This window comes from Kiritimatiellaceae bacterium (assembly GCA_013141415.1).
In the GTDB taxonomy this organism is placed as follows: domain Bacteria; phylum Verrucomicrobiota; class Kiritimatiellia; order Kiritimatiellales; family Tichowtungiaceae; genus Tichowtungia.
Window position 1 is genome coordinate 551,452 of sequence record JABFQY010000003.1, and the last position, 13,567, is coordinate 565,018.

Sequence of the window (13,567 nt, forward strand, 5' to 3'; positions counted from 1 at the left end):
TGCGCGAGACTCTAAATCCCAAAAAAAGCGCTACCAAGAGCACGGAGAGCTTTTTCACGGTCGGTATCTTTGACGGCGAACATCATGCTGATTTCCGACGCGCCCTGATTGATCATTTCGAGATTCACACCGGCGGAGAACATCGCCTGCGTCGCTTTGGCGGCCATGCCGGGCGTATAATGCATCCCCTCGCCTACGACCATGATCAGCGCCAGTCCGTGTTCGACCAGCACCGCATCGGGTTTCAATTCGGCTTTAATCCGGGCGACAACCTTTTCTTCTTTTGCCGCCGGCAGATTGGCCGAAGCCAGAATGACGGACATGTTATCAATCCCTGACGGCGTGTGTTCAAAGGAAATGCCTTCGTCTTCCAGAATTTCAAGCAGGCGGCGGCCGAAACCGATTTCGCGGTTCATCATATATTTATCGATGTAAACGGCGCAAAAGCCGGGAGCGCTGGAAATACCGACCACCGTCTGTTCGCCGGGCGCGCGCTTCGGCACAACCATGGTGCCGGGAGCCGCCGGATTATTGGTGTTCTTAATGCAGATCGGAATATTGGCGCGCACAGCGGGCACAATCGCCTCGTCGTGGAAAACGCCGAAACCGGCGTAGGAAAGTTCGCGCATTTCGCGGTAGGTCATACAGTCAATGGCGGGCGGATTTTCAATGATGCGCGGATCCATCGAGCAGACGGAATCCACATCGGTGAAGTTTTCATAGACGTCAGCCTTAACCGCCGCGGCAAGAATCGCACCGGTAATGTCGGAACCGCCGCGCGGAAACGTCGCGACGTCGCCACCTTTGGTGACGCCGAAGAAGCCGGGAAAAATCACGATTTCTTTGATGTTTTTCAGCGCGGCCAGCTTCGGATAGGACTCGTCGAGCACCTGAGCGTTACCGAAATCGTCGCTCAGGAGCATGCCCGCTTCGCCGGGATTGACGTATTTCGCCGGGAATCCGGCCTTGGTGAAGGCTTCAGCAATGACACGGGCGGCGCAGTCTTCGCCAGCGGCTTTCATGGCGTCCATAAACTGTGCGTCGTTTTTGCCGCGGCCTTTAATACGTCCGCGCAAATCGGCTTCGATGGTTTTGGTCACGGCTTCCGGCAGTTTCAGGTCGCGCTGAATTTCGGCGTAGCGATTCACCACAGCCATCAGGTCGGCCTCAAAATCTTTTCCGGCAATGACGGTGTTCGCCAGCGCGATCAGCAGGTCGGTGACCTTGGTGTCGGCTTTATTCCGTTTGCCCGGCGCGGAAACCACCACGATGCGGCGGTCGGTGTCGGCCGTGACAATTTTTACAATCTTCGAAATCTGCTCTGCATTGGCGACGGATGTCCCGCCGAATTTAACTACTTTCATTGTTCAATCCCCGTTAACCACGGAATACACCGAATACACTGAACGGATCCTTTCCGTGTTTTCTGTGTGTTCTGTGGTGAATTTTTTATTCAAAATCTTCAATCGCCATGCGGACAGGTTTGCCATCCACCACATTCAGCCGCTCGATTTCCTCCATCGCCGCGACAAAGTTCTTTTCCAGCGCCTTGTGAGTCAGAAACACCACCGGCACCTGTTCGCCCGCGTTCTGCTCTTTCTGCATAACCGCGCCGATACTGATTTTGTTTTTGCCGAGCACATGCGCGACCTGAGCAATCACGTCCGGCTGATCTTTCAGCGAAAGGCGCAAATAGCAGCGGATGGAAATATTCGCCGCGTCGCGCACCGGCAGAGCCTTGTTCTTCAGCAGCCAATCACTGCATCCGCCCTTGCCTGCCGCCGCTTCCATGATGTCGCCGATCACCGCGCTGGCGGTCGGCAGACGGCCTGCGCCGCGTCCGTAATAAAGCGTACTGCCAACGACATCGCCTTCGACGAAGACCGCATTGTATGCATCGTGCACCGCCGCCAGCAGATGTTTCTTCGGCACCAGCGACGGCTCGACGCGCATTTCGATCTCGCCGTTTACCTCGCGGATGACGGCCAGCAGTTTAATGCGATAGCCCAGTTCGTCGGCATATTCGATTTCGCGATGCGACAGTCCGCGGATGCCTTCAATCGTGAAAGCGTCCATCGAAACCGGCGCGCCGTAAGCCAGCGAAGCCAGCACCACCGCTTTGTGAGCGGTGTCGATGCCGTCGATATCCAGATCCGGCGGCGTTTCAGCGTAACCGAGCTTCTGGGCGTCGGCCAGCACGGCGTCGAAATCGAGCCCTTCGCGTTCCATGCGCGTCAGGATGTAATTGCAGGTTCCGTTCAGAATGCCGTACATGCTCTTGATCTTGTTTCCGACCAAGCCGTCGCGCAAGGCGCGCAGAACCGGAATGCCTCCGCCGACGCTGGCTTCAAAATAGAGCCCCGCCCCGCTTTGGACGGAGGCCTCGAACAGTTCGTGGCCGGCTTCCGCCAGTAAGGCCTTATTGGCCGTGACCACCGGTTTACCGTTTTTCAGCGCGCGCAGTACGAAATCCTTGGCCAGCTTGACGCCGCCGATCAACTCGACAATCACGTCGATTTCCGGGTCGTTAATGACAGAAAGCGCATCGGTCGTCAGAAGCGATGAATCCACTTTGACGCCGCGATCGGTTTTAATATCGAGGTCGGCGATTTTCCCAATGACTGGAAAAAGTCCGGTGCGCTGCGCCATCAGTTCGCCGTTTTTGAGGACAGCCTCAACCACGCCTGCACCGACCGTGCCGAATCCCAGAATGCCTATCTTTACTTCCTTCATAAATCGCCCTTCGGGCAGGCCCGAGACTTTAGACTTGAGGCTTTAGGCAAATACAGATTTCCAAACCCCTAAGGTCTAAGGCCCAAAGCCTAACGCCTTTTAGTGAGCGCCGACTTTACCCCAAAGCCGTTCAAGCTCAAGGCGAAAGCCTTGGTTTCCAATTTTTGGAACAGTTGAAACTTGCGCGGCAGAACCGGATCGGTACGATGGTCGGCTTATTTAAGGAGTTACCAATGAAAATTAATCCGTCTCCCAGCTACAGTATCGACTTAACCGTTGAATCGAAACTCGACCGTCAGGCGCTCGAAAAAATCATTATTGCCGCCGAAGGCGTGCCCGCCCTGTCCGAAGGCGTCGCCAGTCCGTTCCGCTTTGTCGTCAACTGCCGCAGCAGCGACCACCAGCAGGAAATTTTTAAAGCTCTAGAAAAAACCGCCGGAACCCGCGTGGTCTCCGCCGACGAAGTGACATTCCGTTCTCACCTCGGCGGAAAAATTGAAGTGACGAGCAAGCTCGATCTCACCGCCAAAGGCGCGCTGGCCATCGCTTACACGCCGGGCGTCGGACGAGTCTGTATGGCAATCAATGAAGATGTCGCCCGCGCCGATGCACTGACCGTCAAAAAGAATATGGTGGCGGTCGTTTCCGACGGCACGGCGGTTCTCGGACTCGGCGACATCGGCCCTGAAGCCGGTATGCCGGTGATGGAAGGCAAAGCAATGCTGTTCAAAGAATTCGGCGGTGTGGACGCGTTCCCGATCTGTCTGGCAACCAAAGATACCGAAGAAATTATCCGCACAGTCAAACTGCTGGCGCCGACGTTCGGCGGCATCAATCTCGAAGATATTTCCGCGCCGCGCTGTTTTGAAATTGAAGAGCGGCTGAAAGCGGAAATGGATATTCCGATTTTTCATGACGACCAGCACGGCACCGCCGTGGTTTCGCTGGCGGCGCTTTATAACGCGCTGAAAATCACCGGCAAGAAAATGGAAAATCTGAAAGTGATCGTCAACGGCGTCGGTGCCGCGGGCGTGGCCTGCTCAAAAATTCTGCTGGCGGCAGGCGTAAAAAATCTGGTCGGCTTTGACCGCACCGGCGCGATCTACCGCGGACGAAGAGACGGCATGAATCCGGTTAAGGAATGGTTTGCTCAAAATACCAACCCCGATAACGAACAGGGAACGCTGAGCGAGTCACTGAAAGGCGCCGACCTGTTCCTTGGCGTTTCCGCGCCGGGCTGCATTACCGCCGACGATGTGAAGAACATGGCGAAAGATCCGATTATTTTTGCGATGGCCAATCCGATTCCGGAAATTATGCCGGAAGTCGCTAAGCCGTGGGCGCGTATTATGGCGACCGGACGCTCGGACTACCCGAACCAGATCAACAATGTTCTTTGCTTCCCCGGAATTTTCAAAGGCGCACTGCGCTGCCGCGCCAGCGCAATCAGCGAAGGAATGAAACTGGCGGCGGCCCGCGCAATTGCCGATCTGGTTTCCGCCGACGAGCTTTGCGAGGAGTTCATCATTCCGTCGGTCTTTGACCGGCGCGTAGCAGACGTGGTTGCCGATGAAGTGGAGCGGGTAGCGCGCGCCGAAGGACTGGCCCGCGAAGTCATCGACGGCAAAACGCTCTACAAGCTCCGCTGACCTGTTGCGGAGGGGCAAAGCGTTTCGACTTCAATGAGCCGGTGCAGAAGCGCATGGCGCAAAATGCACAGGTCGGCGGCCAGCGAACGGGTATGGGCGTAATAGAGCGCATCCATCTGTTTATCAATTTCGATGAAGGCGTCGGAATAGCTGAAAACCGCCGGGAAATAACGGTAGGAATCTTTGATTTCGCTGCCGTTGACTGCTTTAGGAACCTGCCCGCACAGCCAGAGCTTTCCTTTCAGCACACTTAGCAGCTGAGGAAAACGATCGAGTGATATTCCGTAGAAGATCATCAGCAAAAAGCTCGGAACCGGGTTGCTGGCAACAAAGTATGAGACGCTGATTTTATTTCCGCCGATTCCCCAACAGGCGCGATTCACAAACCGTCCAAGACCGGAAAGGCGGATGAGGCTGTAGAGGAAAATGAACGGTATGAACTGCATGACGGCAAGCAGGAGAGCGAACTCCCAGCCGAAAACAGCACGCAGAAAGTCGCGCATGTAGTTCTGAGGCCGGGTCTGCGCGACAAGCCACGGGTCTTCAATTTCAAGGCAGGTTCCGTCTTCCGGATCAATGATACGGTTCCCGGAAACGATCTTGCCTTTGATCTCCAAATTGCGGCCGACGTATGTATCGGAAAGAATAATGCTGTCGGAAATTTCGCATTGCCGATCGATGAGAACATGGTCGGAAATGACAGTACCGGAACCGATGGAGGAGATGGCTCCGATACGGCAGTCGTTACCGATGGCCAGTGGCGGCGTGAACGTAACGGAAGGCGGCGTGATCACGTTGTAGCCAATTGAAGCACCGTCGACCGAGGAGTATCCGCTGGAAAGATATCGGCCCATTTCGTTCCGGACGATATCCATATTGAGCTGGTAGTAGTGAGAGATGTCGCGGATGAAGGTGAAGTCCAGACCTGCTGATTCAGGCACATCCGCCGCCATCGTGCCGCAATCTTTCTGTTGAATGAAGCTATCGATCCGTGCCTGAGACCGACTGACAAAAAAGGCCGATCTTTCGTTACACCGAATGCAGCAGCCTTTCAGAAGCTCCTGCAGTTTTTCCTGTGTAAATCCTGCAAGGCGACGAGGGAAAATCGCTTCGCCAGCGTACAACAGACCATCGCTCCAGCGGTCTGGATCGCGCAAGAGGTAAGCCCGGGGATCGTCGTCAGGACGGATGAAGCTGTAGTTGATGTTGAGGCCCCATTTTTCACCGTTGCCGCAGAACATTTCAATATATTCGGCGTCTTTCCCGAGAATGATCTGTACGTCAGTGATACCGAGATCAACACACAGCTCAAGCCAGTAACTCAACAGCGGACGGCTGCCGACAGGAAGCAATGCCCAGGGACGTTCCCCAAGCATTTCCGCCCACGTCTTTTTGCCACCGGTATAGAGTACGGCTCTCATAACTGCATTTGCACGCCGGATAGATTATTGTCTGGCAGCTTTAGTGGCTTCTTCGACGGTATCGAAAATTTCAAACACCTTGTAGGCGCGGGTAATTTCAAACACCATGCGAGGCTTTTTCTGGAGGCAGGCAAGTTTCATGTCGCCGCCGCGTTCGGTAATGCGTTTGAGCGCCGCAATAAGCGAACCCAACCCTGCGCTATCCATGAAGTCAACGGCGGACAGGTCGAAGACGAAGTTTTTAATATCGGCTTCGCCGGACTGCCATGCGGCCAGCTGTTCGCGGAACGCTTCGACCGTTGCGGCGGTCAGCGGGCCGGATAGTGTGATGATTCCGATTCCCTGTTCTTTTGTGCATGCTACGCTCATGAGTAACTCTCCTATTCTCTTACCTAATACGCCCCCCGCCCGAAAAGGACGGCGGGAACGGTTTTTAACATAATGCGGATGTCCTGCCAAATACCCCGGCTGTGGATATATTCCATATCCAGACGCACCTGCTGGTCGAAAGGAATATCGGAGCGCCCGCCAACCTGCCAGAGACAGGTAAGGCCGGGTTTAACATGCAGCCGTTTACGTTCTTCGAGCGTGTACTGCGCCACTTCAGACGGAAGCGGCGGACGCGGCCCGACCAATGACAGGTCGCCGGAAAGCACATTAAAAAACTGCGGCATTTCGTCGATGCTGAAGCGGCGCAGAACCCGTCCGATCCGCGTGATGCGCGGATCTTTTTTCATTTTAAAAATCACGCCGCCCGTTGATTCGTTCTGCGCCATCAGCTGTTCCTTGATCCGGTCGGCACCGCGGCGCATGGAGCGGAATTTATAGAAATTAAAAATGCGGCCGTTGATGCCGACACGCGGCTGGACATAAAGCACCGGCCAGCCGTCCTCGATCACGATCAGCACCGAAACAACGATGAAAAGCGGTATGAGCAGAACGATGGCCATCAGACTGCAAACGACATCCATCAGGCGTTTAATGATAAGCAAACTGTTCAGCGCCCATTCCCAAACCAGCAAACGGCTGCGCTGGCGCCAGCGAAGGCGCTTAATGTCCGCCTTGGACACCGGGAGATCGAGCGTTTTAAAAAGCTCTTTTCTAGCCTGATATATGGATTCACTCATCAGTCGGCCTGCCTTCTGAAGACGTAACTTACGATATTCCGCGCGTCACGTCTATAGCGCTCAACGCAATCTGCGGCGACATTGGTAATCAGCAGCCCGCGCCCGCCTTCGGCATAGTCATCCAGCCCCGGCTCGGTCGCATTCGCCCCGGACAAATCCCATTCACGGCCACCGTCCACACAAACCAGCCGGCAGCCATGCTCGTTGAGAATCAGCTGCACCCAGATGGTGTCCTGTGCGCTCAGCCCACTATGTTCCACCACATTCATGCAGTGTTCAATCGCCACCAGCCGGACGCGCGCCGCCAGATCTTCATCGGCCTTTTCCAGCAGCCGCTTCTCCATCTCCTCCGTGCAATCTGAAACTGCCTGCATGTCAACCGCAATGGTTTTATCCATCAGAACGCCGGACGGTTCCGCCATCCGGATGGTGATGGCCGTGCAGTCGTCGTGGCCGATCGCATAGTTCTCCGCCTCGATGAGGTTGAGCAGTGCCGCAGGACAGTCAATGGCGTATGGATTTGCGGAAACGCGCGCAAAGAGCGTCTTCAATGTTTCTTCGCCGCATTCTTCGCCGGTTTCGCGATGAAGCGCTTCCGTCAGTCCGTCGGTATAAAACAGAATGTGCATACCGGGACAGGATTCAAGAATCGTCTGATCTTCCTCGGCGAAAGGCCGGTCAGGCCCGATCGGCATGCCGACGGGAATCCCGCCGCCGCCGGCAGGAAATGCAACCGGTTTACCGCCGCAAATAACCACGGGATCAGGATGTCCGCAGTTCATACAAACCCAGCGACCGGCGTCCGGTTCATAAAGCGCCATCAGCAGCGTGGCATAATAGGCGGGATTGTTGAGCGTCGCGCGCAGTCGCGAATGAAGTTCGTTACAGATAAACGCCGGGCCGCGCTCGTAGAACGTCCGGATCAGCTCCGTGGAAGTGGCCTTCAGCATCGAAGAAATCATCGCCGGAGCAACGCCGTGCCCCGAGACATCGGCCACATAAACGCAGCAGCCTCCGTCCGGCAGAGCAATCACATCAAAGGCATCGCCGCCGACATCCATGGAAGAACGGTAGTTAATGCGGACTTCAAACGGCTTGGAAAAAAGCGGCTCGGTGGAAAACATCGACTGCTGAATTTTACCGGCAAGCTCCAGCTCGTGCGATACGCGCCGTTTCCAGTGGGCCAGCGCATCATTGCTGCGTTTAAGCGCCAGCGCATTGCCGACGCGCAATACCAGTTCGCGGGCATCAAACGGCTTGCGGATATAGTCCATGGCTCCAAGGTCGAAGCCCTTTTTAAGGTCTTCGATCTGTCCCTTGGCCGTCACCATAATCACCGGCACATCGCGGGTCGCGGCCAGCGATTTTACCGCGCCGCAAAACTCAAAACCGTCCATGCCGGGCATAACGACGTCGGCAAGAATTAGGTCGGGCCGTTCGCGACGTACCATTTCCAGCGCCGACGGACCATCGACCGCTTCGGAAACTTCGCAACCGTAGGAGGAAAGAAGCTTTTTCAGATAAAGCCGGTTGGGACGTTCATCATCCACAACCAGCACTTTCCCGCTCAGATCAGGTCGAACGCCTGCCGGAACCGGCTCTGCCATGACCGGGCTCATTGGTTCCGGGTGATAAATTCGTGCGACCAACTAATCAGTGCGTTGCAGAGATCCGCACAGCGCGGCATCTGTCCGCTGCGAAGCGTCAGCTCGACTTCCTGCGCCAGCACGGAAATTTCCGGCAGTCCCATCGTGCCGCCCATGCCCTTGATAGAGTGCGCCGCCACGCGAACCAGCTCATTGTTTTTACTGTCGAGACCCGTCTGAAGCTCGCCGGTCATCCGTTCAAGTTCTTCGCAGAAGGCGGCGATCAGTTCGTCGTCCATCTCGAAGGTTTCGACTTCGAACTGGCTGATCCGTCCATCCAGATCGGGAACCAGCTTACGAACTGTTTCAATTGCGCGCATAAGTGCCATGATCAACCCCTTCCGTTCCGTTCATAGAATACGGGCGATGATAACCATTTTTAAACAACTGGCGCAAGCCTTTCACCTGCCGTTGAAATCAACAGCAAGGTGTTGAAGAAAAAGCGCGGTTAAGACAGGATAGGATTCCTGATTATGCAGAACGTTTTCATAAACTACCCCGAAGTTCCCTGGAAACACGGCTGGCGGTTTTTCTCCGGCCCGGAAGACCGGTCGCCCTTCGTCACCCGATCCCTTTCCGGCGCGCTTACCGTGCCGGATGCCGACTGGACTCTTCAGCTGATTGAGCCGGAAGCTCCCTGCACCACCCGCCTTTTCTCCAACGGATTCTCTATCGGCGCGCGGAAACATCCGGAACGGAACCGGATCGATGCCCTCGTAACGGCCCCCGGCCTGCTCTGCGGGACAGCCTCCGGCATGCCGGCACCGAAACTCTCCTCAACAGCGGAAATCAAAAAAGACAACGGCTTCGAGTGGCTGCAGAGCGGTCACACCATCATTCTCCTTCTGCATCAGGAAACCCGTTTCGCACTCGTCTGCGGCGAACTTTCGCTCGAACATGCTCTGCTTAAAGCCGAGGAAGCGCTCGACAAAAACTTCGAAGCGCTCATGCAAAGCGAAACCGACGAGCGTAAAAAAGTCAGCCGGCTTTTCAGCGTCAATCCGCGCCATAACCCGCCCGTCGCTCTCGCGGCAGAAACTCTGGCCGCCCGTTTACGCGAACGCACCGGGGCCATTCACGGCCTCTGGAGTCTGGCGGAAGGCTTTTCTGCAGAAACTTTTTCACTCAACGAACTCTACCCGCTGGTTCGCGCCTGGAATATTATTGATCCGCCGGTCGCACTCGAACTGGTGCAGACTACGCTGGCTCTCCAGCAAAACAGCGGCGGCTTTCCATCCTGGGTCGAAGCGGGCGGACTTTCCTCATCCGTCGCACCGTGGCCGTTTATCGCGCAGTCGTTTGAGCTGGTGTGGCGGAATGAACGAAATCCGGCACTGCTCAAACGACATCTGCCCGCCCTGCGCAAATATGCACAGTGGGTCGTACGCCGGTTCGATCCATACCGCGACCGGATTCCCGCCTGGCAAAGCGAGCAGGAAGTTTTTATCCCGGAAAGTTTCGAACGCGCTAAAGCAACTCCGGAACTCACCGTCATGCTGATCGCCGAACTCGAAGCGGTTCTGCGCCTGTGCGGAGAAAGCGAATATGCCGAGTCAGCGGTGGAATCGCTTACCGAAGAGCGCGACCAGTTCGTCCGAACACTCAACACGGTTTTCTGGAACCCCGGAACGCAGGCCTTTTCCAATGTCTGGAAAGCCGGACACTATCTGAACGAACCGTCCTTCGGATCGTTTATGCCGCTCTTCTGGCGCGGACTGGATAAAGAAAAGCAAACCGCCCTGCTGGAAAACTTTGAAGAAACCCACGGCTTCCCTGACCATCACGATCCGGCTTCATGGAAACTGGAAGAAATCGACGACACAACGAACCGGCCCGCCATCCACCAGTTTATGGCGTTCGAAGCCATTCTTCAGTCCACCGACAGCACTCGCGGTCTGCTCATGCTTTTCGTGCGCCGTGTCCGCGAAGGATTTGCCGCGTGGTTTGAACGAGAAAGCATCGAAGCCGCCCGCGGTGAAACCGGCGGCGCGCCGGCCTATGCGCTCGGCCCGGTCACGGCGGCGCTCATCCTCACCGCACAAGTCGAGTTCGAGCGGGAAGCGTCCAAAGCCCCCTCGGCGGCGCAACTGATTCTGCAATGGGGCCACCGGCAGCGGGTCAGCAAAACGGATCTGCGAATCGTTTCGGTTTTTCTGCTGGCCATCCTGATTGTGCATTTAACCTACACTCTGCCGCAGCATCGCGATTCAAAAACCCGCGTCGCGGAAGCCGCGCTGAATTACCAGCAGGGCCGTTACACCGATGCCATGCGCATCTGCCGCCGCTACCCTCAGGCGTCCGTCTCGCGATTTATTCAGGCCAATCTGCTGATGCTCGCCGAGCGGCCGGATCAGGCTGAAGGACTTTATCGTCAGGCTCTCACCCAGGAAACCGAAAGTCCGTCGGCGCTTTTCGGACTGGCGCTGGCCCTGCAAATGAACGGCGACTTTAAGCAGGCGGAAAAGCGCTATGCCGACTTCATCGACATCCACGAAAAACGCCATCCGGAAGCGGCAAAGCTGGCCGATGAATTCATACAGGCTGCCCGCGAAAAATTCAGCAATCCGCCGCGCTGGAAGCGGGCGTATGAACTGCCGATGATGAACGACCTTGGATTATGAAGTTTACCCGCACCCCGTTTCCGCTATATTTCGAACCTATGAAAACACGGATCAAAAAATTACTCCCCTTCGCCGCCCTGCTCCTGCTGGCCGGATGCTTCCGCAATGACCTCCGCACGGAGACGTTTAAAATCAAGCAGCTCCGCACTCAGGAAGGAGTGCAAATCATCGCCAAAGCCCTGCAACCGGTCTCCGGCATTAAAGAAATCCGGCCCGATCTGGAAAAACATGAACTCACCGTCGTGTTCAACGGACTGGAGGGCTACATCAAAAACATTGAGTACGCTATTGTCAAAGCTGGCTTCGATCTGCCGAACTGGCCCGCCAACCCCGCCGATAAAGCCAAACTGCCGGAGGTACTGCGCTGATGAAAACAACCCTGACTCTCCGCCCGCTTGAAACCCAGGCGAAAGAGGCCTGGATCGTTTTCGTTCAAAACAAAAAGCCGCTTCTCAGCGGCAACGCAGAACTGGCAAAGCTGATTTCCGCTCAGATAAAAAAAACCGGCTTCAGCGGTGACTACGCTCAAACACTCGTTTTCCAAAACGGAACCGGCGACGTCGTCCTCGCCGGACTCGGCGACAGTAAACACTTCCGTATGGAATATCTCGAACGTGCGGCGTCCGCCGCCGTTCGCGCCGGAAAAAGCGCCGGACTAAAAAATTTCGCCGTCAGCACCGCCGCCGGACTCGGTAAAGTGTCTGACACCGCCTTCGTCCGTGCCGTCGCCCGCGGCGCGGCGTGGGGAACCTACCGCTTCGACACGTTCAAAACCGGCGGCAAAAAAACCAAAGGTGAAATGTCGCTCACCTTCGCCGGACCGTGCGATAACTCTGCCGCCTGCCGAAAAGCGCAGGCCGAAGCCGAACTCGAAAGCAAGGCGTTGCTCGAAACCGCCGACCTCGCCAACCTGCCCGGCAATGAAGCCACGCCGCAGAAGATTTCCAACTGGGCGCAGAAAATGGCCAAGGAAAACAAACTCGCCTTTTCCGTCCTCAGCAAAGCCGAGCTGAAAAAGAAAGGCTGCAACGCCATCCTCGCCGTCGCGGCAGGCAGTGCGCTGGACGCCCGGATCATCACGCTCAAATACAAAGGGACCAACCCCAAAGCCCAACCGGTTGTCATCATCGGCAAAACCATCACCTTCGACTCCGGCGGAATTTCGCTCAAGCCCGGCAAAGGGATGGAATGGATGCGCTACGACAAATCCGGCGGCATGGCCGTACTGGCCGCCATGCAGATGGTCGCCCTGCTCAAACCGGAAACGCCGGTCATCGGCATGCTGGCCGTGGCAGAAAATATGCCCGGCGGCCGCGCCACCCGCCCCGGCGATATCGTCAAATCCCACGCCGGAAAAACGATTGAAATTTTAAACACCGACGCCGAAGGCCGGCTCGTCCTCGCCGACGCCCTTTCGCTGGCCCAGCAACACAAACCCGCCGCCATCGTTGACCTCGCCACGCTCACCGGCGCGGTCATTACCGCGCTCGGACATACCGCCGCCGCCGTCGTTGGCAACAACCATAAACTGAACGGCTTGCTGATCAAAACCGCCGACGCCGCTGGCGAACGGTTATGGGAACTGCCGCTCTGGCCGGAAAACATGGATGATATGAAAGGCACCTTCGCCGATTTGCAGAACATGAGCAAATCCGGCACCGCCGGAACCATCAACGGCGCGGCCTTCCTTGCCAACTTTGTTCCCGAAACCGTTCCGTGGGCGCACCTCGATATCGCCGGAACCGCCTGGGAAGAATCTTCCAAACCCTGGATGGATCCCGGCGTCACTCTCTTCGGCGCACGCACACTGGTTGAGTGGATCAAGGAATTGAAATAATGAATATAACCGCTACTGTACTTGTATCCCTTTGTACCTTGTTACCTTTGATAAGCAATGCAGGGTTAATCCTCTCGCCGGGAGATTCCTTTGATTTTGAATTCAATTCTATATCGTCAGTTGAGTCAGCTCCATTATTCTATCCCAGCGCCTCATATTCACTTAAGGAAGAATCTCCAAACACATTGCTATTTACAGTATTTGATGGAGATATAAATGGCTCTGAGATCTTCTCCTTGCCAATGTCAGGAGGACTCGGGGGCGGTGTTGTAGGCTTAGAGTTTCCTTCCGGTTCCTATTGGTGGCCAACTCTTAAAGGCGCATTAAGGGTGGAAGTTCTTACGGGAACAATCGAGCTAGATTCATTTACTGTAACCACAAAGATAGGTAGTCAATATTACGAACAAACTTATGCGGTTCCTGAGCCTAGCTCCATTGCCTTGTTTCTGCTTGGAACCGGAGCTCTTCTTTTGAGAAGAAATAACTTCAATAAGCGAATTCAGCCTACAGGGCACTCCGCGCCCAAATGCTAA

Annotated in this window: 12 protein-coding genes; 5 read left to right on the forward strand and 7 right to left on the reverse strand. The window is 55.8% G+C overall.

Annotated elements, in window-relative coordinates; translation table 11 throughout:
• Positions 1-11: 11 nt before the first annotated feature.
• Complete coding sequence (locus HOO88_06615; protein NOU36426.1) at positions 12-1,364, reverse strand: aspartate kinase; 1,353 nt, start codon at positions 1,362-1,364, stop codon at positions 12-14.
• An 85-nt stretch (positions 1,365-1,449) separates the two neighbouring features.
• The gene (locus tag HOO88_06620) at positions 1,450-2,733 is read right to left on the reverse strand and encodes a homoserine dehydrogenase (GenBank protein ID NOU36427.1); all 1,284 of its coding nucleotides are present in this window, start codon (positions 2,731-2,733) and stop codon (positions 1,450-1,452) included.
• 233 nt (positions 2,734-2,966) lie between these two features.
• On the opposite strand from HOO88_06620, the gene HOO88_06625 reads away from it, so the two are divergent.
• Complete coding sequence (locus tag HOO88_06625; GenBank protein NOU36428.1) at positions 2,967-4,382, forward strand: NADP-dependent malic enzyme; 1,416 nt, start codon at positions 2,967-2,969, stop codon at positions 4,380-4,382.
• Here the strand turns inward: HOO88_06625 and HOO88_06630 are convergent.
• Genes HOO88_06630 through HOO88_06650 form a run of 5 tightly spaced genes read right to left on the reverse strand, consistent with a single transcriptional unit; the run spans position 4,367 to position 8,905 of the window.
• On the reverse strand, positions 4,367-5,803 hold the full coding sequence (locus HOO88_06630; GenBank protein ID NOU36429.1) for an NDP-sugar synthase: 1,437 nt from the start codon (positions 5,801-5,803) through the stop codon (positions 4,367-4,369). The genes HOO88_06625 and HOO88_06630 overlap by 16 nt on opposite strands.
• A 24-nt stretch (positions 5,804-5,827) precedes the next feature.
• A complete protein-coding gene (locus HOO88_06635; GenBank protein ID NOU36430.1) occupies positions 5,828-6,172 on the reverse strand; it encodes an STAS domain-containing protein in 345 nt (114 codons plus the stop codon).
• 23 nt (positions 6,173-6,195) lie between these two features.
• Positions 6,196-6,930, reverse strand: a complete 735-nt coding sequence (locus tag HOO88_06640) for a sugar transferase (GenBank protein NOU36431.1) — start codon at positions 6,928-6,930, stop codon at positions 6,196-6,198.
• On the reverse strand, positions 6,930-8,549 hold the full coding sequence (locus HOO88_06645; GenBank protein NOU36432.1) for a response regulator: 1,620 nt from the start codon (positions 8,547-8,549) through the stop codon (positions 6,930-6,932). The genes HOO88_06640 and HOO88_06645 overlap by 1 nt, the downstream gene beginning before the upstream one ends.
• Positions 8,546-8,905 carry an Hpt domain-containing protein gene (locus HOO88_06650; protein NOU36433.1) on the reverse strand — a complete coding sequence of 120 codons (360 nt, stop codon included), beginning with the start codon at positions 8,903-8,905 and terminating at the stop codon, positions 8,546-8,548. The genes HOO88_06645 and HOO88_06650 overlap by 4 nt, the downstream gene beginning before the upstream one ends.
• 144 nt (positions 8,906-9,049) lie before the next feature.
• On the opposite strand from HOO88_06650, the gene HOO88_06655 reads away from it, so the two are divergent.
• The 4 genes from HOO88_06655 to HOO88_06670 are packed head-to-tail and all read left to right on the forward strand — an operon-like array spanning position 9,050 to position 13,567.
• Positions 9,050-11,197 (forward strand): hypothetical protein, encoded by a 2,148-nt coding sequence (locus HOO88_06655; protein NOU36434.1) that lies wholly within the window; start codon positions 9,050-9,052, stop codon positions 11,195-11,197.
• 38 nt (positions 11,198-11,235) lie between these two features.
• A complete protein-coding gene (locus tag HOO88_06660) occupies positions 11,236-11,565 on the forward strand; it encodes a hypothetical protein (protein NOU36435.1) in 330 nt (109 codons plus the stop codon).
• Entirely contained in the window at positions 11,565-13,034 is a 1,470-nt protein-coding gene (locus tag HOO88_06665) for a leucyl aminopeptidase family protein (protein NOU36436.1), read from the forward strand. Before HOO88_06660 ends, HOO88_06665 begins: the two co-directional genes overlap by 1 nt.
• Positions 13,034-13,567, forward strand: coding sequence for a PEP-CTERM sorting domain-containing protein (locus HOO88_06670; protein ID NOU36437.1), 534 nt, complete (start codon positions 13,034-13,036; stop codon positions 13,565-13,567). The genes HOO88_06665 and HOO88_06670 overlap by 1 nt, the downstream gene beginning before the upstream one ends.